This is a genomic window from Alistipes sp. AM16-43 (assembly GCF_003435745.1).
Lineage (GTDB): Bacteria > Bacteroidota > Bacteroidia > Bacteroidales > Rikenellaceae > Alistipes > Alistipes onderdonkii.
The window spans coordinates 50,535-72,994 of record NZ_QTUQ01000007.1 but is presented as its reverse complement, the minus strand read 5'-3'; the positions used below and the strand labels follow the sequence as shown (position 1 = coordinate 72,994).

Annotated in this window: 22 protein-coding genes and 2 tRNA genes; 13 read left to right on the top strand and 11 right to left on the bottom strand. The window is 58.4% G+C overall.

Annotated features, from left to right (window positions below):
* Nucleotides 1–2 precede the first annotated feature (2 nt).
* The 5 genes from DW189_RS14650 to DW189_RS12125 all read left to right on the top strand — a co-directional run bounded on the left by DW189_RS14650 (nt 3) and on the right by DW189_RS12125 (nt 3,992).
* A complete protein-coding gene (locus tag DW189_RS14650; RefSeq protein ID WP_232045539.1) occupies nt 3–1,181 on the top strand; it encodes an SDR family NAD(P)-dependent oxidoreductase in 1,179 nt (392 codons plus the stop codon).
* Between the two features lie 154 nt (nt 1,182–1,335).
* Nucleotides 1,336–1,968 carry an HAD family hydrolase gene (locus DW189_RS12145; protein ID WP_117508377.1) on the top strand — a complete coding sequence of 211 codons (633 nt, stop codon included), beginning with the start codon at nt 1,336–1,338 and terminating at the stop codon, nt 1,966–1,968.
* Nucleotides 1,969–2,330: 362 nt separating this feature from the next.
* Nucleotides 2,331–2,405, top strand: a tRNA-Pro gene (locus tag DW189_RS12140).
* A 477-nt stretch (nt 2,406–2,882) separates the two neighbouring features.
* Nucleotides 2,883–2,957 (top strand) — tRNA-Pro (locus tag DW189_RS12130).
* Between the two features lie 60 nt (nt 2,958–3,017).
* A complete protein-coding gene (locus DW189_RS12125; RefSeq protein WP_141417965.1) occupies nt 3,018–3,992 on the top strand; it encodes a hypothetical protein in 975 nt (324 codons plus the stop codon).
* 288 nt (nt 3,993–4,280) lie between these two features.
* Here the strand turns inward: DW189_RS12125 and DW189_RS12120 are convergent, their stop codons facing one another.
* Both DW189_RS12120 and DW189_RS12115 read right to left on the bottom strand, forming a co-directional pair.
* Complete coding sequence (locus DW189_RS12120; RefSeq protein ID WP_117508374.1) at nt 4,281–5,354, bottom strand: TIGR04133 family radical SAM/SPASM protein; 1,074 nt, start codon at nt 5,352–5,354, stop codon at nt 4,281–4,283.
* A 3-nt stretch (nt 5,355–5,357) separates the two neighbouring features.
* The gene (locus DW189_RS12115; RefSeq protein WP_022332167.1) at nt 5,358–5,684 is read right to left on the bottom strand and encodes a hypothetical protein; all 327 of its coding nucleotides are present in this window, start codon (nt 5,682–5,684) and stop codon (nt 5,358–5,360) included.
* A 290-nt stretch (nt 5,685–5,974) separates the two neighbouring features.
* On the opposite strand from DW189_RS12115, the gene DW189_RS12110 reads away from it, so the two are divergent.
* Together DW189_RS12110 and DW189_RS12105 are read left to right on the top strand one after the other, a co-directional pair.
* Nucleotides 5,975–6,781, top strand: a complete 807-nt coding sequence (locus DW189_RS12110; protein ID WP_117508373.1) for a toxin-antitoxin system YwqK family antitoxin — start codon at nt 5,975–5,977, stop codon at nt 6,779–6,781.
* Nucleotides 6,782–7,018: 237 nt separating this feature from the next.
* Complete coding sequence (locus tag DW189_RS12105) at nt 7,019–7,219, top strand: cold-shock protein (protein WP_018697260.1); 201 nt, start codon at nt 7,019–7,021, stop codon at nt 7,217–7,219.
* A gap of 147 nt (nt 7,220–7,366) precedes the next feature.
* Here DW189_RS12105 and DW189_RS12100 read toward each other — a convergent pair whose 3' ends face one another.
* Complete coding sequence (locus tag DW189_RS12100) at nt 7,367–7,939, bottom strand: DUF4251 domain-containing protein (protein WP_022332170.1); 573 nt, start codon at nt 7,937–7,939, stop codon at nt 7,367–7,369.
* Nucleotides 7,940–8,123: 184 nt separating this feature from the next.
* Here DW189_RS12100 and DW189_RS12095 point away from each other — a divergent pair, with 184 nt between their 5' ends.
* The gene (locus DW189_RS12095) at nt 8,124–9,359 is read left to right on the top strand and encodes a 6-phosphofructokinase (protein ID WP_117508371.1); all 1,236 of its coding nucleotides are present in this window, start codon (nt 8,124–8,126) and stop codon (nt 9,357–9,359) included.
* 136 nt (nt 9,360–9,495) lie between these two features.
* Here DW189_RS12095 and DW189_RS12090 read toward each other — a convergent pair whose 3' ends face one another.
* Nucleotides 9,496–10,683, bottom strand: a complete 1,188-nt coding sequence (locus DW189_RS12090; RefSeq protein ID WP_117508370.1) for a DUF418 domain-containing protein — start codon at nt 10,681–10,683, stop codon at nt 9,496–9,498.
* Nucleotides 10,684–10,732: 49 nt separating this feature from the next.
* Entirely contained in the window at nt 10,733–11,239 is a 507-nt protein-coding gene (locus DW189_RS12085) for an SLOG family protein (RefSeq protein ID WP_022332173.1), read from the bottom strand.
* A 70-nt stretch (nt 11,240–11,309) separates the two neighbouring features.
* Here DW189_RS12085 and DW189_RS12080 point away from each other — a divergent pair, with 70 nt between their 5' ends.
* Together DW189_RS12080 and DW189_RS12075 are read left to right on the top strand one after the other, a co-directional pair.
* Nucleotides 11,310–11,519 carry a YtxH domain-containing protein gene (locus tag DW189_RS12080; RefSeq protein WP_022332174.1) on the top strand — a complete coding sequence of 70 codons (210 nt, stop codon included), beginning with the start codon at nt 11,310–11,312 and terminating at the stop codon, nt 11,517–11,519.
* A gap of 27 nt (nt 11,520–11,546) precedes the next feature.
* Complete coding sequence (locus DW189_RS12075; RefSeq protein ID WP_117508369.1) at nt 11,547–11,879, top strand: hypothetical protein; 333 nt, start codon at nt 11,547–11,549, stop codon at nt 11,877–11,879.
* Nucleotides 11,880–11,931: 52 nt separating this feature from the next.
* Here DW189_RS12075 and DW189_RS12070 read toward each other — a convergent pair whose 3' ends face one another.
* Both DW189_RS12070 and DW189_RS12065 read right to left on the bottom strand, forming a co-directional pair.
* Nucleotides 11,932–12,486 carry an NADH peroxidase gene (locus DW189_RS12070; protein WP_117508368.1) on the bottom strand — a complete coding sequence of 185 codons (555 nt, stop codon included), beginning with the start codon at nt 12,484–12,486 and terminating at the stop codon, nt 11,932–11,934.
* 216 nt (nt 12,487–12,702) lie between these two features.
* Nucleotides 12,703–13,629, bottom strand: a complete 927-nt coding sequence (locus DW189_RS12065) for a DUF5106 domain-containing protein (RefSeq protein ID WP_117508367.1) — start codon at nt 13,627–13,629, stop codon at nt 12,703–12,705.
* A gap of 140 nt (nt 13,630–13,769) precedes the next feature.
* On the opposite strand from DW189_RS12065, the gene gadC reads away from it, so the two are divergent.
* From gadC to DW189_RS12050, 3 genes are all read left to right on the top strand, one after another.
* Entirely contained in the window at nt 13,770–15,317 is a 1,548-nt protein-coding gene (gadC, locus tag DW189_RS12060; RefSeq protein WP_022332177.1) for a putative glutamine/gamma-aminobutyrate antiporter GadC, read from the top strand.
* 20 nt (nt 15,318–15,337) lie between these two features.
* Nucleotides 15,338–16,321, top strand: coding sequence for a glutaminase A (gene glsA / locus DW189_RS12055; RefSeq protein ID WP_018697271.1), 984 nt, complete (start codon nt 15,338–15,340; stop codon nt 16,319–16,321).
* A gap of 547 nt (nt 16,322–16,868) precedes the next feature.
* Complete coding sequence (locus DW189_RS12050) at nt 16,869–17,120, top strand: helix-turn-helix domain-containing protein (RefSeq protein WP_087402931.1); 252 nt, start codon at nt 16,869–16,871, stop codon at nt 17,118–17,120.
* Between the two features lie 193 nt (nt 17,121–17,313).
* Here DW189_RS12050 and DW189_RS12045 read toward each other — a convergent pair whose 3' ends face one another.
* From DW189_RS12045 to DW189_RS12030, 4 genes are read right to left on the bottom strand one after another with little or no spacing between them, the layout of a single operon-like run.
* Entirely contained in the window at nt 17,314–19,041 is a 1,728-nt protein-coding gene (locus DW189_RS12045) for an acyl-CoA dehydrogenase family protein (protein ID WP_117508366.1), read from the bottom strand.
* A complete protein-coding gene (locus DW189_RS12040) occupies nt 19,041–20,060 on the bottom strand; it encodes an electron transfer flavoprotein subunit alpha/FixB family protein (protein ID WP_022332180.1) in 1,020 nt (339 codons plus the stop codon). Before DW189_RS12040 ends, DW189_RS12045 begins: the two co-directional genes overlap by 1 nt.
* Nucleotides 20,061–20,074: 14 nt before the next feature.
* Entirely contained in the window at nt 20,075–20,953 is an 879-nt protein-coding gene (locus DW189_RS12035; RefSeq protein ID WP_032134418.1) for an electron transfer flavoprotein subunit beta/FixA family protein, read from the bottom strand.
* A 22-nt stretch (nt 20,954–20,975) separates the two neighbouring features.
* Entirely contained in the window at nt 20,976–22,241 is a 1,266-nt protein-coding gene (locus DW189_RS12030) for an adenylosuccinate synthase (protein ID WP_022332182.1), read from the bottom strand.
* Nucleotides 22,242–22,460 lie beyond the last annotated feature (219 nt).

Genomic DNA, 22,460 nt, shown 5'->3' with positions numbered 1-22,460 from the left:
GTATGGAGAAGCGTAAACGGAACGGCAAAACGGCCGGGGCCGCGGCACAAGGCGGGACGCCGGCCGGGAGCCGGAAGCACGCAGCCGAGCCGCAAGGCCGCCGGATGGAACGCGGCGCAGTGGCGCCGGGCAGCGCATGGGCGCTGGTGACGGGCGCCGGGTCGGGCATCGGGCGCTGCTACGCCCTGCGGCTGGCGGCGCTGGGCTACCGGCTGGTGATCGCGGGCGACAACCGCGCACCGCTCGAAGCCGTGGCGGAAGAGATACGGAATGCCCGGCCGGCCGGGCGAAAAGCAGCCGCGAAAGAGCCGGAAGCCGCGGAAGGATCGGAAGTTACCGAAAAATCGAAAGTTGCGGAAAGACTGGGAGTTGCAGCATCCGCAGACGGAAGCGGGGCGCCGGGACGCGAACCGGCGGCGGCGATTGCCGAAGCTACGGGGGAACCCGGGGCTGAAACGGACGGGAACGGGGCGCTCGCAGCCGGTAGTGCGCAGCAAGGCGTCGGCAGCGGAAAGGAGTGCGGCAACAGGGCAACGGCGGCCGTGACGCCCGACGTGCGGGTGATTGCGATAGATCTGGCGCGGGTCGGGGCGGCACAGGAGTTGTACGACCGCATGGCAGCCGAGGGGATCATGGTCGACGTGGTGATCAACAACGCCGGGATATTCTCGTTCTGCGACATCCTCGACACGCCGGCGGAGCGCATCGAGCGCATCATCCTGCTGCACGACCTGACCGTCACGCAGCTATGCCGCCTCTTCGCCGCGGACATGGTACGCCGCGGCGTGCGGGGGCACATCCTCAACATGTCGTCCTACTCGCTGTGGATGCCGTTCCCGGGGCTGGCGCTATACAGCGCCTCGAAAGCCTACATGCGCTCGTTCTCCGTGGCTTTCGCCAAGGAGGTACGCGAACGGGGCATCCGCGTCACGGCGGTTTGCCCGGCGGGCGTAGCGACAGACCTCTACGGGCTGACGCCCTACTGGCAGCGCATCGGCCGCAAACTGGGCGTGCTCATCACCCCCGACAGTTGTGCGCGCCGAGGGCTGAAGGCGTTGTGGAAAGGCCGCCGCTGCATCGTACCCGACTGGTGGAACCGCGCCTGGATCCCCTTTTGCAAGGTATTGCCGATGTGGGTGCTGCGGCCGGTGCGGCGTTTCACGATGAAGTTCCAGAAATAAGGCGGAACGACGCAGGCAGCCACCGCAGGAAGCGGGCTGTCCTGCCGGGCAGCACACGGCACAGACACGGGCTGCGTCGCCGGGGAGAAGCAGGAAGCAGTACGGCGGAGCCAAACTCCGCGGACGCGGCGCACGGACAAGACATTAGATGACTATGAAAAATATTAAAAATGTAATTTTCGACCTCGGGGGCGTCCTCGTAGACCTCGACATAGACCGCTGCACAGCGGCATTCAGGCAGCTCGGCATGAACCGGGTTGCCGACCTGATAAACCCCTGCTATCCCGCCGAGATGATCGGACGGCTGGAACGGGGCGACCTGTCGTTCCACGAAGCATGCGACGCGATGCGGAAGCTCGACGGGCGGTACGATGTCACCGACGCCCAGATCGCTGGGGCATACGGCGCGTTCCTGGCGGGGGTTCCGGTCTGGAAACTGCGCCAGGTGGAACGGCTGCGCGGGGCGGGGATTCGCACCTACGTGTTGTCGAACAACAACCCGGCGTCGATGGAGGTCATCCGCGGCGAATTCACGGCCGACGGGCACACGATGGACGACTATTTCGACAAGGTATACCTCTCCTACGAACTGCGCGAGCTGAAACCCTCGGAAGCGATCTTCCGCAAGGTGATCGCCGACAGCGGCATCGTCCCCGCGCAAACACTCTTCATCGACGACGGGCAGAAGAATGTGGACGCGGCACAGGCGCTGGGCTTCGCGGTGTACAAGCCCGCACCGGGTGAGGATTTCGGACACCTGTTGGAAGAGATAACCGCAACGAAATAGCAGCGCCGTCCGGAATGCCCGGAGACAGGGCCGCAACCGGGCAAATACGGAGGCCACAGGGCTCCTGCCGAAAGGCAACGCATACGGATCGCGGCAAAGTTATATCCGGGAAAGCCGCCTGTTTCCGAAAAACAGGACTGCAAAAAACGTCCGGCAAGCAAACAGACAGCCCCGCCCAACAGGAATCCGGCACACGGCCGGGAAGGGCGGATTTCGGGGCAAAAGTTTGCCGGAACGAAAAAAAGCGGTTATCTTTGCAACCCGGAACCCGGATGGTTCCCCCGGCCGGAATGCCCGGGATTGACACACAACAGCCTCGCGGGGTTGCACAAGGCCAATCACGGGGTCAAGGTCGGGAACGACGGGGTGTAGCGCAGTCCGGTTAGCGCACCTGCTTTGGGAGCAGGGGGTCGTGGGTTCGAATCCCGCTACCCCGACACGAGAAAAAAGCCTTTCAGACAGCTCTGGAAGGCTTTTTTGTGTTTTGCCACAAAGCATCCTATTTTGCCGGTTTTTGCTCGGTTAACACGTTTTTCGACTATTTGTGTAAACCGATGTGCAGCGGCGGGTATAGTGAACTGCGGAAACTGTCCGCCCCGCAGACCGTCCGCGACCATGTATCGCAGCCACCCGGCAGCAGCAGTTCGAAAGCACGGGGCTTGCAGGCGGGAGACGGAACGGGGAAACAGGGAGAGACAATGGAAGGGACGACGGAAAGGACGATTAGAAAGGTGCCGAAAGGGATGATGGAAGGGGCAACAGAGAAAGGCAACAGAAGGGGTACTGCAAGCGCTGACAGAAGAGGCGGCAGCCGAAATATAACCGGGAAGGCGTTTTTTGCAGAAATTATTTTGACTTTTCGGATTTTCGACTTATCTTTGTGCGCTCTTAAAACGATAAGAGCCCCAAATGTTCGGGGTGTAGCGCAGTCCGGTTAGCGCGCCAGCTTCGGGAGTTGGAGGTCGCTGGTTCGAATCCAGTCTCCCCGACAAGAAAAAAGAGGATATTCGATATCCTCTTTTTTCGTATTGATCCTAACCTACCCCACGATGAAACTACTCCATATCTGTTTTTGCCTGCTGTTCGGCACCGCGCTATCCGGTTGTGAAATACCGATGACCGCCCAAGACCGGATCGCCGTGACACGAATTTGCGAGGTGCTGGAGCTGAAAGCCCAGGTTGCCGCAGCCGTCTGGCCGGGATTCGACGATCCGCAATTCGAAGTGCCGCTGGTCTACTTCACCGACTCGCTTTGCTATGCCGTAAATCCCGAAGCGCGGTTTCTGGCGCAATATCCGGCAACGCTGCGTTACAGGGACGGTGAGTTGAAAATCTATACGACGCCCACGATCGACTCGCTCGAATTCCACATGCAGGGAACGATTTCCTTAGACCCGGCCGATGCCGGTTCGGCATACGACTACCGTTCGGCATACCTGCTGTGCAGTTCGCCCGAGATTACGGCCCGCTGCATACCCGGCACGGAAGAGGTCGCCATATGGCGGACGATGGTGCTGCACGAATATTTCCACGGGTTCCAATTCCGGCATCCGGCGTATCTCGCGCAATTCGAAGCTTCGGGAGCGGGCCTCATCCCTTCGTCGGAGCTGGTAGGACACTATCAAAGATACGGCTGGTACAAAGAATCCGTAGACCGGGAAAACGCATTCCTGCTGGATGCACTCAGGCAAACCGATGCAGAGATTATCCGCAGGGACATCGACGGGTTCCGGAAACTGCGCGCGGAGCGCCATGCAAGAATGCGGCGCGAACTGGCCCCGGAAGCAGTCGGAGCGGAACGGGTTTACGAAACGATGGAGGGCACGGCGCGTTACATCGAGTTCCATGCCTGTCCGGGCGGCTACGACCTTGACGCGAACGACTGGCTCTACCGGACGGACATATCCCAGTATATGTATGCCACAGGGTTCAATATCGTCCGGCTGCTCGACAAGCTGGGGGTCGATTACAAGACGAGGCTGTTTGACGAGGGGCTCGCATTGGACGGGCTTCTGCCCGAATAAACGGGCACGGGCACAGGTGCCCCGGCAATGCCGTGGGTAAAAGCCGCCGAGGAAAGAACATCCGAGGATGAGCCGTCGAGATCGGAATAGCTAAGATCGGAGCCGACAAGGAAAGAACTGCCGAGCCCCGAGGAAGAGCCGACAAGGGAAGGGCATCCGAGGAAGAGCAGTCGAGATCGGAACAACTGAGATCGGAACCGCCGAGGTAAGAGCCGACAAGGAAAGGGACAACCGAGGAAAAAACAGCCGCCGACGGACGGCGGCCCCTTTTTCAGGAAGGGATATGCGTCAAAGCCGGTGATAGTGGCAATAGAGCAACCCGCCGTCGTCGCCGTGCAGGTGCATACCGCCGCCGAGGCAATAGCGGAACATCTTGCAGGAGGCGCATTCGCCGCGCCGCGCCCACTCGCGGTTGCGGAAGGGTTCGAAGCGGTTTTGCCACACGTCCCAGAATTTGTCGCGGTAGATATTGCCCTGGTTGAAATTGGCACGGATCGACGTGCAGCCCGAAATGGCGCCGTCGACGCGGATCGAGGCGACGGAAACGCCCGCGGCGCACTGGTAGAAATGGTCGCGCACCTCGGTTTCATACCCGCCGAGGAAGCCTTCGCAGGCATAGCTGACGTCGATGCGCCCCTCACGGCGGGTCTGCCGGATAAATTCGAGCATCGTGCGGAACTGTTCGTCGGTCATGCGCAGCGTCGGATCGTCCTTGGCGCGTCCCATGGGGAAGATCGAGAAGAGCCGCCAGTGCTTCACACCCTCGGCGACGAGCATTTCGCAAAATTCGCCGAGCCTGGGCACCATCGCCCCCGAGACGCAGGTCACCACGTCGTAGGCGAGCGACGGCTCGCGGACGATCATGCGCAGGGCACCGAGCGCCCGTTCGTAACTGCGGGGGTTACAGCGGATATAGTTGTGCTCCCGTTCGAAGCCGTCGAGGCTCACCGAGACCGTACGCAGCCCCGCATCGAGCAGGCTGCGGAAGCGGGATTCGGTCAGCCCCAGCCCGTTGGTCACCATGCCCCACGCATAGCCGCGGCGGGTGACCTCCGCTCCGGCGCGTTCGAGGTCGGGACGCACCAGCACCTCGCCGCCCGAAAAGATGACGAGCACCTGCGCAGGGTCGACATGGGGCGTGACCTCCTCATCGAGCACCTTCAGGAAATCTTCGAGCGGCATGTCCCGCACACCGGGATCCACGCGGCAATCGCTGCCGCAGTGGCGGCACGAGAGGTTGCAGCGCAACGTACATTCCCAGAAGAGCGTATCGAGCCTGTGCTCGGCGACGGCCGAGGAGTAAAGGTCGGAAAAAATATTGAGGGCCAGACGCTTGCGCAGCCCCAGGCGGCGACGGGACATGGGTTACTTCCCCCCTTCGGGAGCCTTCTTGCCCTTCGTGTCCATATAGGGCGTGTCGTCGGCGGGTTTCTCGGCTACGGGGTCGAGCTGCTCGTCTTCGGCAGGGCCGACCGCCGACTCCTTGAGAGGCACGCCGATCGTTTTCTGTCCGGGAGGGCGAACCCCGTACATCACCATCACGCGCGGGGGCGCAACCGAATCCCTGACTTCGGGCGCTCCGGCTTCCTGTCGCTGTTCGCCCTCGCCCTTGGCGGGCGCATTCCTGACCGTGGAACAGGCTGCCGAGAATCCCAGCAGGGTCGCAAGTGCGAGTTTCAGTTTTTTGTTCATATTGCGTCGACGTTAAAAACAATCTTCAGGACAAAGATACGAAATAAAATAATAGCGCATGCCATTGATATCATTATTTATTTGCACTTGCCTGAAGTTGACTGCCAACAAAAAAAGCCATTGAAAGAATACTCTCTCGGATAGAAGTCTTTCTGTGTATCCTATTGTAAGTAATTTGTTAATAGCACATTATCGGGCAGGGATAATAATTGGAAAACAAAATGATCGTTTTGGACAACTGATTATTTATGGATAACCGCTATTATTGCAAAATAAAAACAAATTTAAACATGGTAAAGTTAGCGATTTCACTCCTTTTCGTAGGATTGACACTTACAGGTATGGCGCAGGAAAAAGTCTATCAGGTAGATGAATTATCCGTCATCAATTATGGCGACGGACGGTTACTCTTTCGCCAGTATGACAAAGACAACACTCCGTTGAACGGTTCGCACCGCATTATCGACGGATACAGGTCGGAATATATCCTCGCCGAATTCAAAGACGGAATGTATAATGGCGACTATAAGTATTTTAAAAACAACAGGCTCAAAGAAGAGGGAACATATAAAGAAGGCCGCAAAGACGGAGTTTACAAGGAGTATTATTCGGATGGCGTAGCATTAAAAAAAGAGGCTCCGTTCAAAGAGGGTAAATTGAACGGCATCGTAAAAACCTATTACACCAACGGCAAACTTGAAACGGAGAAAGGGTATGCCATGAGCATAGAGGACGGAGTTGAACGTGATTACGATTATGAAAGCGGGGAAATTACCACGAACCGAAATTACAAGAACGGCGTTTTGCACGGAAGCCAAATTGCGCATTACGGCAGCAATATCGGTGATTTTATTCAGCGCGTCACCTACGAGAACGGAAAAATGACAGGTTCGTTTTCCGAAATCTTCACCGATGGTACAATCAAAAAAACCGGTAAATACAATAAGGACGGCGAAAAGGACGGCGAATGGTTGGAGCGTGACGACTTTCCCAATGATAAGGGTAAGTTCTCAGGCAAGCGTACCTTATACAAAGACGGCGAAATTATAAAGGAGGAGATCATTAAGGATTTTGTAAAGTTCCAGCAAAAAAAGTAATAAGGGAACGCATCCCCGCATCCATATCTGGGTTTCCCCATCGTCGTCCGACGACAAAACAATTCGATTTTTCACCTGCTTTGGCTGCCGATGGCAACGGTTACAAATGATAAGATGACTTTTAAACAAAAAAGATAAAAATTTTCTGCCAAAGATGAAAAAACATGCCAAAAAGTTTTGAAAGCCAATGTTTTTTATTTTACTTTGCCGAGTACAAACTTTTTAATTTACATTTTTATGACAGGCAAGGTTAAATGGTTCGATAGCAAAAAAGGCTACGGATTCATTACGGGAGAGAACGGCAAGGAAATCTTCGTTCATTTCTCGGGTATCGTGACGGACGGTTTCAAGTCGCTCAACGAAGGGCAGGCAGTCGAATTCGAAGTCGGCAGCGGTGCCAAAGGCGAGCAGGCTGTGAACGTAACCGTGGTTGAATAACCCGGCGTCCTCCAAATTCAGGGAATAAGAGCTGTATTTACTCAATATATCCAAGCACTGAATTTTATGTAATTTACGGTGTCCGGAGTTCCGGACACCGTTTTTCTTTGCGGAGCGCAGACCATGCGGCGGGCGGCCGCAGCCCCATCACTCCCCTGCCGGATGGATATGCCCGGTGAAATTGAGGAAATGGCTGCGCCTGTTGAGATCTTTATTGATCCGGACAAAGCACTTGTTCGAACCCTTATACAGCGTCACGATCACCTCCCGGTCCTGCGCGGTTTGGGGGCCTACGATCAAGAGCCGGTACTGCAGGTCGCCGTTGCGCTTGCGTTTGAGCAACGTCATTTCGGCAGCATCGTCCTCGATGTTCAGGGTGCGCCACGTACTGCGGGGAAAGAGGCTGGGTGACAGCCGGATGACGGCATGCGTCCCCTGCATGGAAATGTAACTGTCCGGAGATTGTTTCACCGGGATTTTATCGCCCGGCAGGTAAAATTCATCCCCTTTGATCACGAACATGCGGGCATCGAGCGCCCGGAGCGCCTGCTCGTGCAGGGCGGCCGAGGCGGCGTCCCCGTCAACGGATCGGGGTTCGGGGGCAGAGGCGGATTTGGTTGCCGCACAGCCGGCCAGCACCAATGCCAGCGCCAGGGTGGCGGAATATAAAAAATTCGATACGGTTCTCACGGCGAAACAATCGCAAAGAAGCTTTTTCACGGCAACATTTTTTAGTGAGACATGTTTATTATAAAGTCTACGCTTTATTTTATTCACAATATAATAAATAAAATTGCATCCTGCAAGAGGGCGGGCATTTTTTTGCCCGTTTGAAAAATAAATCGTAATTTTGGGCGGCAATTTAGGTTAATTCAGGTTCAAACATAAAAACCCAATCACAATCATGAAAGAAGCAATCGCAATTCTGACTGGCGGCGGCCCCGCACCCGGTATGAACACCGTGGTAGGCAGCGTCGCAAAGACTTTCCTCCGCAAAGGTTACCGCGTAATCGGCCTGCACGAGGGCTACACGGGGCTCTTCAACCCGTCGCCCCGCATGGTGGACATCGACTACCCCATGGCCGACGGCATCTTCAACCAGGGAGGTTCGTTCCTGCAGATGAGCCGTTTCAAACCCAAGGATTCGGATTTCGAAAACAACTTCAACCTCAAGTTCTTCACCGACAACAACGTCAAGCTGCTCGTGACGGTCGGCGGCGACGACACGGCATCGACCGCGAACCGCATCGCCAAGTTCCTGGAGGCCAAGAAATACCCCATCGCAAACATCCACGTGCCCAAGACCATCGACAACGACCTGCCGCTGCCCAAAGGCACGCCCACGTTCGGTTACGAGTCGGCCAAGGACAAGGGTGCCGTCATCGCACGCGCCGTCTACGTGGACGCCCGCACGAGCGGCAACTGGTTCGTACTGGCTGCCATGGGCCGCAGCGCCGGCCACCTGGCATTCGGCATCGGCGAGGCCTGCCACTACCCGATGATCGTCATCCCCGAGATGTTCGACAAGACGGAAATCACGGTCGAAAAGATCGTGAACCTCGTCATCTCGTCGATCATCAAGCGTAAGATCATGGGCATGGACTACGGCGCCGCCGTCATCTCGGAAGGCGTATTCCACGCGCTGAGCGACGAGGAGATCCGCAAGAGCGGCATCCATTTCACCTATGACGAGCACGGGCACCCCGAGCTGGGCAAGGTGTCGAAAGCGCACATCTTCAACGAGATGATCGAGAAAAAGCTCAAGGAGATCGGTCTCAAGGTCAAGAGCCGCCCCGTGGAGCTGGGTTACGAGATCCGTTGCCAGACCCCGATCGCATACGACCTGACGTACTGCTCGGAACTGGGTATCGGCGTACACAAGCTCTTTGCCGAGGGCAAGACCGGATGCATGGTCTACGTGGATTCGGAAGGCAATGTCAACCCGCTCTACCTGAAAGACCTGCAGGATCCGACGACGGGCAAAATACCGCCCCGTCTGGTGGACATCAAGTCGGACAAGTTCTCGTCGGTGGTGGACAACATCATCAACGCCATCACGCCTGCGGACTACGAGGCTGCGAAGCAGTATGTCGCAAACCCCGAGGAGTACGACTTCCACAAGATCCTCAACTGGAAATAATCCCGCGCAGGGACATTTTGAAAATCCCCGGAGGCTACCGTCTCCGGGGATTTTGCTTTGCAACGGGAAGCAGCGGGAGGCGGCAGCGGGAGCGGAAACGGAAACGGAAACGGAAACGGAAACGGAAACCGGCAGGCTATTTATCGGTTCCGATCCAAGTCCATTTATGCCAGATATATTCCAGCGGCCCCTGTTTGTGCCTCCCCAGCCACCATTTGCAGAACCGCACCTGCAGCAGGAACACCAGAATCCCGACCAACAGGCTGGCCGTATATCCGCACCGAGGGGCAAGGTAGAGGCCGAACGGGAAATAGACGAAGGCCCCGATGACGGATTGGGAGAGGTAGTTCGTAAGGCTCATCCTGCCGTAGAAGCGCAGACCGGCAACGGCGGCACTGAACTTCCTGCGCTGGTAAAGCAGGATGAACGAAGCGACCAAGACCAGCGTAAAAGCCAGCTTCTGCCACATGTCGAGCGCCGTTCCGGCTGTCTGCCCGACGACTGCACCGTTGTCCGTGACAAGCTCCTTGAGCGTATACAAAGGGGCGAAGGCAATGGCGGAGACGATCAGCGTTTTCACCCAGAAGCGGAGATTCTTTTCGGTGGCGGCGAACAACTGTTTCCTGCCGATATAGAAACCCAGCAGGAACAACCCGGCGGTCTGGACGAAACGCCCGGCGTTTACCGCCCACAACAGACTGGCCTTCTGCCCCAAGGTGACATTGCCCAGGATGAAATCCCCAAAATTCCCGGCTTTCGTGTATTCGGCCACTCGGGCATACATTTCACCGACCCCCAGGTCGGGCAACCGGTGGGCCGGATTCAGCAGGGCGGCTATGCAGTGGTACCATTCGACAGGCTGCAACAGGAAAACGACGGCGGCGGCGAGGATAGCCCCGTCGCCCCAGTTGCGCGTAAAAAACAGGACGAGTCCCGCAACGACGAACAGCAGCAGAACATCCCCGGCCGGGAAAAAAGCCGCGTTCAGGGTCGCGAAACCGGCCAGCAGCACCAGCCGCCACAGGAAACGATAGCCGAAGTCCCCGCCCCGCCGCTTCAGGTTGTCGCTTTGAATGTAGAACGTGAATCCGAACAGGAGGGCGAAAATCGCATAGGCCTTTCCGGCAAACAGGGTAAAGACGACGTTGAATACCCCTTGATCCAATGTATTCAGCCAGCCCGGGGAATCGGCAGGATAGACCGGGAAGATAAAATGTTCCAGGTTGTGAACCAGGAGAATAGCCATAACGGCAAAACCCCGTAAAGCATCCACGGCCTCTATGCGCGGGTGCTTGCCGATGAGTTGTTCCGATGAATTATTCATATATTATTTACAATTTGTCCGAGCCTTTTGTGCCGCGGGAGGAGCCGTGTCAGAAAAGCGTCGGTTCGGTCAGCGCGACTCCGGCACGCTGCGGGTGGAGGTTCACGAATTCCAGGCCCCGGCGCAGGGCGCGGGAAACCGTATGGCGCGTGCCGCCGGGCGAACCGTCGTACCAGGCGACGAGCAGCGAGGCATGGTCGACGAGGTAGTTGTTGCGCACGGCATAACACCCCGCACGGTAGACCGGAGACAGGACGACGGCATCGTCAGCCGAAGCCATCGCAGCGCGGTAGCGGGCGCGGTCGGCATGGGAGAAGCGCGCCTCCTGCCCGCCAAAGGGCACTACGGCGACGAGCCGCAGCCCGGGGAGGGAACCGCGCAGTTCGAGCACCGCCTCGGCGGCGGCCAGGTCGAAGCCTACGGCCATGCCGCAGAGGAACGTCCTGAAACCATGGGCATGAAGCCCGCGGATGGCGGCGGCAAGCGCGGCGGCGGCCTCGCCGCAATAGGTACGGTGGCCGGTGAAGGCCACGGTTGTGCAGGGATCGGGGATCATGCTCCCAAAGGTAACAATTTGGCGCGGACTTTGCAACTCGAAGGGCTGAATCAAATAAACACCAACAGCTATGAAAAACACAGGAATCGTCATCGCATCGCTCGTGGGCGGCATGATTATCGGATCGGCCCTCACGATGCTCTTCACGCCCCAGTCGGGTGCGGAACTCCGCAAACAAATCAAAGACCTGATCGGCGACGAAGTCGACAAGGTACGCGAAAAAGTGGACGAAGTGCGCGGCAAGGTCGAGGAGGCACGCTGCAAATGCGAGGAAAAGTAAACATCGCCTGAATGACGTCTCATGGGGATGGATAACAGAAAAACTTCGGGCGGCTCCTTCGTCGCGGCGCTGGTCTTCTTCGTGATGACGGCCTCGATCGCCATCTTCCTGCTGCTTACGGCGCTGGTCGAGTGGCTGTCTGTGGTGACGGGCTCCTTCATCCTTTCGTCGCTCATCGTCGGGGGATTCTTCGCCGTGCTCGCAGCGGTGATCTACCTGCTCGCGATACGCGAGGGCGTGGAGCGCATCCGCGACCAGGTCGAAACGGTCTACGACGTGGCACGTGCCGCCAAGGAGGGGTACGAGTGGCTCACAGACAAGTTTTTACTGCTTATGCAGCTGCGCGAAATGCGCAAATGAAAAGGGCGGCACGTGAATGCCGCCCTTTTCGCATATATTGCAATACCTAATACTATTTGCCGAAATAACGCTTGTAAAGGCCTTCGAAACCTTTGCCGTGGCGGGCTTCGTCCTTGGCCATTTCATGTACGGTGTCGTGCACGGCGTCGAGGTTCTGCTCCTTGGCCATGCGTGCCAGGCGCATCTTGTCCTCGCAGGCGCCGCTCTCGGCGTTCATGCGCTTGTAGAGGTTGGTCTTGGTGTCCCAGACCACCTCGCCGATCAGTTCGGCGAACTTCGAGGCGTGCTCGGCCTCTTCCCATGCATAACGCTTGTATGCCTCGGCGATCTCGGGATACCCTTCGCGGTCGGCCTGGCGGCTCATCGCAAGGTACATGCCCACCTCAGTGCACTCGCCCATAAAGTGGTTCTGGAGACCTTCCCAAAGCTCCTTGCTGGCGCCCTTGCCGTCACCGATGACATGCTCGGTCACAAATTCGAGGTTGTCCTCCTGCTCCACGACCTCGACGAATTTCTCCTTGCCAACTTTACACATCGGGCACTGGTCGGGTGCCTCGGGGCCTTCGTGAATGTAACCGCATACGGTACAACGCCATTTCTTTGCCATAATCGTAATAATGTTTGAGTGTTAGTTTTTCTGTTTGTGCAGTGCAAAGGTAACGATTAGGCACAAAATCCGGATAAAATCACGATTGTCTTTTTTTATAGGGCGATAAGCAACGCTTATAGCCGATGTCATGTGCACGCGCGCAGAGGCGGGGAGGGCGGAGAAGAACGGTATGAAGAGCCGGCGGAGAAAGCGGGCCGCCGGGAACGGGACGCCCTACCCTCTCCGGTCGATAACCTCCTCGATATAGGGCACGTCGGTGGAATCCTTCACCAGCACGCGCTTGTCGCTGTCCAGCAGGTAGAGCGACGGAATGGCCGTCAGGTCGTAGGTGCCGTTTTCGCGGACGAGGCAGCCGGCATCGTAGGCGTTGATCCAGCTCGCGGGGATATGGTCGCGGTAGTTCCGCCACTCGGTGAGGTCTTCGTCGGGATAAAGCGCCAGTATTTTGAGGCGGCCGCGCTCGATCATCTCCGAAAGCATGGGCGAGCCGGCGATCTGCTCGCGCAACTGCTTGCACATCGCACAGCCGGGGTTGTTGATGAACAGCAGCGTATATTCGGCCTTCACGCCGTAGAGCGTGCCCGTGGCGCCCGAAGCGAGCGTGTAGCGGAAATCGTTGGCACGCTGCCCGAGGCGGTTCTGCGACGCCATAGCGAGGTCGTAGGCCGGCCCGATGCGTTCGTATTCGTCGTAATAGGGACTCGCCAGCACGGCCTGCATCACGGGGATATAGAATTCGTCGTTGCGCAGCGGGGAATTGGGGTCGTGGATCACCTGTTGGGCGAGCATCGTGAAGTAGTCGAGCATCGGGCGCGAGGCGGAGGCGCGGCGCATGAGCGAATCCATCGGCGCGGCGTCGGCCGGACGGTCGGAGATCAGGGCCACCCACCGGGCATAGGCCTCGACCATCTGCACGGTATCGGCCTCGCGGACGAACAGGGTATCGGCGAAATCGAAGCGATCCCAATAGTGCCAGCGCAGGTAGTCGCGCTGCTCCTGGGGCGAGAGGCGCGCCGGCGCGATCGCCGGGAGGAACACACGGGGCTGCGGCACGCAGGCCGTCTGCTGCGGCCGAGAACGGCGTCCGCCGCAGGAAGCGGCGAAGATGGACAGGGCCAGGATTAGCGCGATACGGTACATAGGCGTAAAGTTTATGTGCAAATATAGTTTTTTTCGGCAATACGGCCGCTATCGCCCGGGCAAAAAGAGCCTGTACGGCAGATTTGCACGGTAGTTGCAACCTCAATGAGCGTTAAAACCAATTTCAATCAAACCGAATTATGGATGTAAAGAAAACTACCACAAGCACAGGGTTCAAACTGAGTGTCATGACACTCGCGATTATGAACGTGACTGCCGTAGTAAGTCTGCGCGGCCTCCCCGCCGAGGCCGTCTACGGACTTTCATCGGCATTCTACTATCTGTTTGCCGCCATCGTCTTCCTCATCCCGACGGCCATGGTCGCCGCGGAGCTGGCCGCGATGTTCTCCACCAAACAGGGCGGTGTATTCCGCTGGGTCGGCGAGGCGTACGGCGCCCGCACGGGGTTCCTGGCCATCTGGCTGCAATGGATCGAGTCGACGATCTGGTACCCCACCGTACTGACGTTCGGTGCCGTGTCGATCGCCTTCATCGGCATGAACGACGTGCACGACGCGGCGCTGGCCTCGAACAAGGTCTTCACGCTCTGCATGGTGCTGGCAATCTACTGGATCGCCACCTTCATCGCACTCAAGGGCCTGGGATGGGTCGGCAAGATCAGCAAATGGGGCGGTATGATCGGTACGATCATTCCCGCAGGCCTGCTGATCCTGCTGGGCATCATCTACATTTCGACCGGCGGACACAACCACATGGACATGTCGCAGGGTTTCTTCCCCGACCTGTCGAAATTCGACAACCTGGTGCTGGCCAGCAGTATCTTCCTGTTCTATGCGGGTATGGAGATGATGGGTATACACGTCATGGACGTGAAGAACCCGTCGCGGAACTACCCCAAGGCCATCATCATCGGTTCGCTCGTAACGGTCTGCATCTTCGTGCTGGGTACTTTCTCGCTGGGCTTCATCATCCCGGCCAAGGACATCAGCCTCACGCAGTCGCTGCTGGTGGGCTTCGACAACTATTTCCACTACCTGCACATGTCGTGGGCGGGCCCGATCATTGCCATCGCCCTGATGTTCGGCGTGCTGGCCGGCGTGCTGACCTGGGTGGCCGGCCCTTCGAAGGGTATCTTCGCCGTGGGTAAGGCGGGTTACCTGCCCCCGTTCTTCCAGAAGACCAACAAGAACGGCGTACAGAAGAATATCCTGCTCATCCAGGGCTGCGTCGTGACGCTGCTGGCGCTGCTGTTCGTCGTGATGCCCTCGGTGCAGTCGTTCTACCAGATACTTTCGCAGCTGACCGTGCTGCTGTACCTGATCATGTACATGCTGATGTTCTCGGCGGCGATCGTGCTGCGCTACAAGATGAAGAACACCGACCGCCCGTTCCGCCTGGGCAAAGGCAACGGCCTGATGTGGTTCCTGGGCTGTCTGGGTTTCTGCGGAGCCCTGCTGGCCTTCGTCCTGAGCTTCGTACCGCCCAGCCAGATCTCGACCGGCAGCAACACCGTTTGGTTCTCGGTGCTCATCATCGGTTGCGTGGTAGTCGTGGGTGCCCCGTTCGTGATCTACGCCATGCGCAAACCGTCGTGGAAAGACCCCGAGGCCGCGGCCGACTTCGCCCCGTTCCACTGGGAGCAGCAGCCCGTCGTAGCGGCTCCGGTACATACCAACGCTCCCGAACCGATGGCGAAACCTTCGGATACGGAACTTCACAACAAATAAATCGGTAAATATATCAGACAATGATCCAGAAAATCGACAACGCAACGGTTCGCGAGGCCGTACAGCAGGCCTACGAGCGCTGCAAGAACGAAACGGGCGGCAAGAACGCCGACTATATCCCCTACCTGGCCAACGTACCGTCGACCCTCTTCGGCATCGCGGCCTGCCTGCCCGACGGGGAGGTGATCGCCGTGGGCGACACCGATTACAAATTCGGCATCGAATCGGTATCGAAAGTCCCGACGGCCATCCTGGCGATGAACCAGTACAGCGCACAGGAGGTGCTGACGAAGATCGGCGCCGATGCGACGGGGCTGCCTTTCAATTCGATCATGGCGATCCTGCTCGAAAACGACCATCCCTCGACGCCGCTGGTGAATGCCGGGGCGATCAGCGCCTGCTCGATGGTGCAGCCCGTAGGCGACAGCGACGGCAAATGGAAGGCGATCACCGGATTCATCGAAGGGCTCGCAGGCTCGCAGGTCGAGGTGATCGACGAGTTGTACAAGTCGGAGACGGCGACCAACTTCAACAACAAGTCGATCGCATGGCTGCTGAAGAATTACAACCGCATCTACGACGACCCGGACATGGCGCTGGACATCTACACGCGCCAGTGTTCGATCGGCGTGACGGCCAAACAGCTCGCCACGATGGCGGCGACGATCGCCAACGGAGGCAAGAACCCCGTGACCAAACAACAGGTCTTCAAGCCCGAGCTGTCGCCCAAAATCGCCTCAATGATGGCGACCGTGGGTTTCTACGAGCACACGGGCGACTGGCTCTTCACGACGGGGCTCCCGGCCAAGACGGGCGTGGGCGGCGGCATCATGGGCGTCGTCCCGGGCGTGATGGGCGTAGCGGCCTTCGCCCCGCCGCTCGACGAGGCCGGCAACTCGGTCAAGGCACAGAAGGCGCTGGCCTACATCGCCGGGCACCTCAACCTCAATATTTTCGGCACCACGCGCTGCGTGATGGCCGAGAAGGAAGCGGCGCAGGCGTAGACCTGCGACAGCAACTGGGCAAAAGGCCTGCGCATGACGTGCGCAGGCCTTTTCCATTGCGGGATGCACCGGGAGGCAAAAACAGGGGGGGGGCGAAAAAAAACGGGTACGGCCGGACGAACAATAGTGACGCTGTTCAGGGGGAGAAGAATTCATCGCCCGAACCGTACCCGGAGGCGGCATACGGCCTGCGGCCTGCGAAAAAAAAGCAAGGGCGCAGGTGCAAACTCCCGTTAACCAGCCTTCCGAGCCTTGCATGGTAGTTGCCCTTACGCCCGAGCCCGTCCCGGCACGAGGCCGGGACATAGCAAGGGTTTCAGACAATATTTACACCACGCATAAACCTGTCATATCGACAGTCGGAAGTTTGTTAACGGCGTAAAGGTTGTCTTAACCTTATGGTATGTCGTTACGGCGATGCCGTATTATTCTGCAAAGTTAGCATAATTTCTGTAATCGGAATTTTACTTGTACAAATATAAGCAAATTACTCAATACTTAAACATGTTTAAGTATAAAAAATCGACTTATTCCATTTTTTTGTATAATGGAACAAAAAAAACAACGCCGCGACGAAGAATTGCTTCAAAAAATCATTCTGCGGGTGAAGGAACTAAGGCGCTTGCACGACCACCAATCGCAGGAGGAGTTGGCCGAAGCGACCGGGTTGGGAATTGCACAACTCGAATCCGGCAAGAATTTTCCGAATCTGACGACTATAACAATTATTTGCAAGTTTTACAACGTTACACTCGACGAATTTTTCGCACCGCTCAATTACCCGCCGAAAGACAAATAAACACCTCGGGAGTTTCGGCGGCGGGTATCCGCCGGGACGAACCCGATAAGCGGCAAACAAATAACCGGCAAACAGATAACCGAAAAACAGATAAACAGCAAGCAAGAACCGGCGGCAACAATCGGCAACGGACAACGTACAAAAAAAAGGTTCCGCTTCTGCGGAACCTTTTTACATACTGCAATACGGCGCCTTACTCCGTCTCTTCGGCAACGGCGCGGAACAGCGCGACGTCTTCGAGCGTGGAGTTCATGACGTAGGTATAGGCCTCCGAGATCTTACCCTCGGCAAGTTTGCAGAAGATTTTCGCCGAATCGGCATACTCCTCCGACTCGCCGGCCTGACGGGCCAGCAGGTAGGTGATGATGATATGGCCGGCGGTCTCGACCAGACGGCGTGCGTGGAAATCCTTGAAGCCGCAAAGTTCCTTGTCCCCGGCTTCGACACGGGCGGTCATTTCCGAGAACTTCGCGGTCAGCTCCTTCAGCTTCGCAACGACGGGCTGCATGGGCTGGCTGTATTCGGCGGCGGCGTAACGCTCGATCTGCTCCATGAAGGTGCCCTTGGTCACGGCGTTGATCGCCGCCACGACCTGCAGCTGCGAAGTACCCTCGTAGATATTCATGATACGTGCGTCGCGGTAGAGGCGCTCGCAGGGATAGTCCTTCATGAAGCCCGAGCCGCCGTGGATCTGGATGGCGTCGTAGGCCTGCTGGTTGGCGTACTCCGACGAGAAGAGCTTGACGAGCGGCGTGAAGCCGTCGGCCAGGCGGTTGTAGAACTTCATCTCCTGACGCTCATCGCCTTCGAGCGGACGCTCGTGCGCGATATGGCCGTACTGCTTGTAGACCTCGACGAAGCGCGTCGTCTCGTACAACAGCGCACGGACACCCTGCAACTTGGCCTTCATATTGGAGAGCATCTCCGCAACGGCCGCGAAGCGGATGATCGGCTTGCCGAACTGCTCGCGCTCCTGGGCGTATTTCAGCGCCTCGCGGTAGGCGGCTTCGCACAAGCCCACCGACTGCGCACCGATACCCAGGCGGGCGGCGTTCATCAGCGACATCACGTATTTGATAAGGCCCATCTTGCGGTCGCCGACCAGCTGCGCGGGGGCGTTGGTGAAGACCAGCTCGCACGTCGGAGAGCCCTTGATACCCATTTTGTTCTCGATACGGCGTACCTTTACGCCGCCGTCGCGCTTGTCATAGACGAGCATCGACAGTCCGCGGGCGTCGGTGGTACCCTCTTCGGTACGCGCCAGCACGAGCGAAACGTCGCCGTCGCCGTTGGTGATGAAGCGCTTGACGCCGTTCAGCAGCCAGGTCTGCTTCTCCTCGGACCACGTAGCCTTGAGCATCACGGCGCCCAGGTCGGAACCCGCATCCGGTTCCGTAAGATCCATGGCGCAGGTAGCGCCCGCGGAGACCCACGGCAGGTATTTGGCCTTGAGCTCCTCCGAGGCGAACTCGTTGAGCGTCTCGGCACAGTCCTGCAAACCCCAGATGTTCTCGAAGCCGGCATCGGCGCGGGCGACCATCTCGTTGGCCATCACGAAGCAGACCAGCGGGAAATTCAGGCCGTCGTACTTGCGGGGCAGCGTAAGGCCGCTCAGGCCCGCGTCGACGATGGCCTTCATGTTCTGAACCGTGCCCGCAGCGTACTCCACGTGGTCGTTCACGACGCGGGGGCCTTCGTGATCCACGCCCTCGGCATTGGGAGCAATGACCTCGCCGCAGACTTCACCGGCGATCTCCAGCACGCGGCGGTAGGAGTCCATGGCGTCTTCGAAATCCTGCGGCGCGAAATCGTAGAGGTCTTTCTCGGCGAAGCCGCGCTCTTTCAGCTCCACGATCTTGCGCATCATCGGATGCTGGAGGTGGAACTGCAAATCCTTATTGTCTGAAAAGAAATTAGCCATTACTTCGAATTTTGTTTGTAGTACTTAATCATCTTGGGGATCACCTCGTTGACGTCGCCCGTGATGGCGTAGTCGGCGATCTTGTTGATCGGGGCTTCGGGGTCGGTGTTGATCGAAATGACCATGGCCGAGCCGTCCATGCCGGCCGTATGCTGGATCTGCCCCGAGATACCGCAGGCGATGTAGAGTTTGGGGCGTACCGTCACACCGGTCTGACCCACCTGGCGCGCATGGTCTGCGAACCCGGCGTCGACGGCTGCGCGGCTCGCGCCCACCTCGGCACCCAGCACGTCGGCCAGCTCGAACACCAGGTCGAAGTTCTCCTTCGAACCCATGCCGTAGCCGCCCGCGACGATGACGCCGGCACCCTTGATGTCGATCTTGCTCTCGGCAATCTCACGGTCGATGATCTTCACCGCGAGGTCTGCGTCCTTCACGAATTTCTGCCACTGGATCTTCTTCACCTCGCCGGCACCCGGCTTGGCGGCATATTCGCGGCGCATGACGCCTTCGCGGACGGTGGCCATCTGCGGACGGTTGTCGGGGTTGACGATCGTGGCGATGATGTTGCCGCCGAAGGCGGGGCGGATCTGGTAGAGCAGGTCTTTGTACTCCCTGCCGCTCTTGGCGTCTTTGTGGTCGCCGATCACCAGCTGCGTACAGTCGGCCGTAAGGCCGCTGTAAAGCGCCGACGACACGCGCGGCGCGAAATCGCGGCCGTTGCACGTCGCGCCGAACAGCACGATCTGGGGTTTCTCCTGCTCGATCAGGCCGCACATGACGGCCGTATGGGGCAGCGTACGGAACGGTGCGAACACCTTGTCGTCGGCGATCCATACGGTATCGGCGCCGTATTTGGCGAGCTCGTGCTCGATGCCGGCGAGGTTCTCGCCCAGCACCACGGCTTCGAGTTTCACGCCCAGCGTCGTGGCCAGTTCGCGGCCCTTGGTCATCAGTTCGAGGCACACCTCGGCGGCCTTGCCGCCCTCGTTCTCGATATATACGAATATGTTGTTCATCTCCTATGCACGTATTAACCGAGCGTGTGGCTCGCGATAAGTTCGACCATCAGTGAATTGATATCCTCGTCGGCAGCAGTGAGCTTCTTGGCCTCCTTGGCCTGGAAAACCACGTTCTCGATCTTCTTGACCTTCGTGGGCGAACCCTGAAGGCCGAGCTGCTGCGGGTCGGGATCGACGTCGGCGGCAGCCCACTCGACGATCTGCAGGTAGGGCTTGGCGGCGGCGCGCCGTGCGGCTTCCGATTCGGGCGCCGCGGCGATTTCAGACCCCGAGAGGGCGAATTTGTAGGTCATCACGCGCTTGGCGTTGCGCGGACGGCACTCGGGAGCCGAGGCGTTGACCGTAATGACAGCCGGGACGGGGCACTCGACGACTTCGGTGCCGCAGTTCAGGCGGCGCCGGATAACCAGCGTGCTGTCCTTGATGTCGAGGATCTCTTCGGCATAGGTAACCTGCGGCAGGCCGAGTTTCTCAGCCACCTGGGGGCCGACCTGCGCCGTATCGCCGTCGATGGCCTGGCGGCCGGCGAAAATGATGTCGGGCCGGATCTTTTTCAGGGCGCACGACAAGGCGTACGACGTGGCGAGCGTGTCCGAACCGGCGAATTCGCGGCCCGAAAGCAGGTAACCGCCGTCGGCGCCGCGGAACATCGCGTCGCGGATGATGTCGGCGGCACGCTGGGGCCCCATCGTCAGGATATGAACCGTCGAAGCGTCGGTGCGGTCTTTAAGCGCGAGCGCCATTTCGAGCGCATTGAGATCTTCGGGATTGAAGATGGCCGGCAGCGCCGCGCGGTTGACCGTCCCTTCGGGGGTCATCGCATCCTTACCCACGTTGCGGGTATCGGGCACCTGCTTTGCCAATACAACAATTTTCAGCTGTTTTTTCATAGTAGGTATTTATGGTTAATAGCTATCTTACGATGGTTTCGCCGCGGTCGGGGCCGACGGAGATGATCTTCACCGGAACACCCGTCTCGCGTTCGATGAACTCGACATAGGCCTTGAACTCCGCGGGGAAGTCCTCGTAGCGGGTGAAGGCGCGCAGGTCGCACTTCCACCCCGGGAACTCGCGGTAGACGGGTTTCAGGTCGTCGCCGACCTCATAGGGGAAATACGACGTACGTTTGCCGCCGATCTCGTATTCGGTGGCGACGCGGATGGTCTCGAAATCGTTCATGACGTCGGACTTCATCATGATGAGCTGCGTCACGCCGTTAATCATGATCGAATACCTGAGCGCCACCATGTCGAGCCATCCGCAACGGCGCTCGCGCCCCGTGACGGCTCCGTACTCATGACCGATGTCGCGCAGCCGGGCACCCGTTTCGTCGAACAGCTCCGTGGGGAACGGGCCGCTGCCGACGCGTGTGCAGTAGGCCTTGAAGATACCGTAGACCTCGCCGATGCGGTTCGGGGCGATGCCCAGCCCGATGCAGGCGCCGGCGCAGACGGTATTCGACGAGGTGACGAACGGATAGGAACCGAAATCCACGTCGAGCAGCGTCCCCTGCGCGCCTTCGGCCAGGATGCTCTTGTCCGCGGCGAGGCACTCGTTGACGAAATACTCGCTGTCGATGATGTTGAAACGACGCAGGTACTCGACCGCCGCAAACCACTTCTGTTCCAACTCGGTGATGTCGTACTCGCAGGCCAGGCTGCGCAGGATCTTCTCGTGGCGAGCCTTGGCGCGGGCGTATATCTTTTCGAAATCGGCGCTCAGCACATCGCCCACGCGCATGCCGTTGCGGCTGACCTTGTCGGTATAGGTCGGGCCGATGCCCTTGCCGGTGGTGCCGATCCTGGCGCTGCCCTTGGCCGCCTCGTACGCAGCGTCGAGGATGCGGTGCGTGGGCAGGATCAGGTGGGCCTTCTTCGAAATGCAGAGCTGCTTGGTGAGGTCGTGGCCGCTGGCCGCGAGCGCTTCGGCCTCTTCACGGAAAAGGACGGCGTCGATCACCACACCGTTACCGATGATATTGGTCTTACCGCCCTGGAATATGCCCGAAGGGATCGAGCGGAGCACGTATTTCTCGCCGTTGAATTCCAATGTATGACCGGCATTGGGGCCGCCCTGGAAGCGGGCTACGACCTGGTAGCCAGGCGTCAGCACATCCACAACTTTTCCCTTGCCCTCGTCACCCCATTGCAGGCCGAGGATAACGTCAACTTTTTTCATTGTATCCGGTAATATTTATGGCGCAAAAGACATTTTTTGCACCCAAAGGTAAGAATTATTATCCGAAATACCCAACCCGCGGCGGCGACTTTTCAACAATGTATCAGAAATAAGCGTACCGGAAACCCGCCGCGGAAGGCAAATGACAGTGCGGGGGGGGCGGCAGCAGCAAACAACGCAGCAACCGACAGGAAGCGATGCGGGCAGGTGACGGGAAGC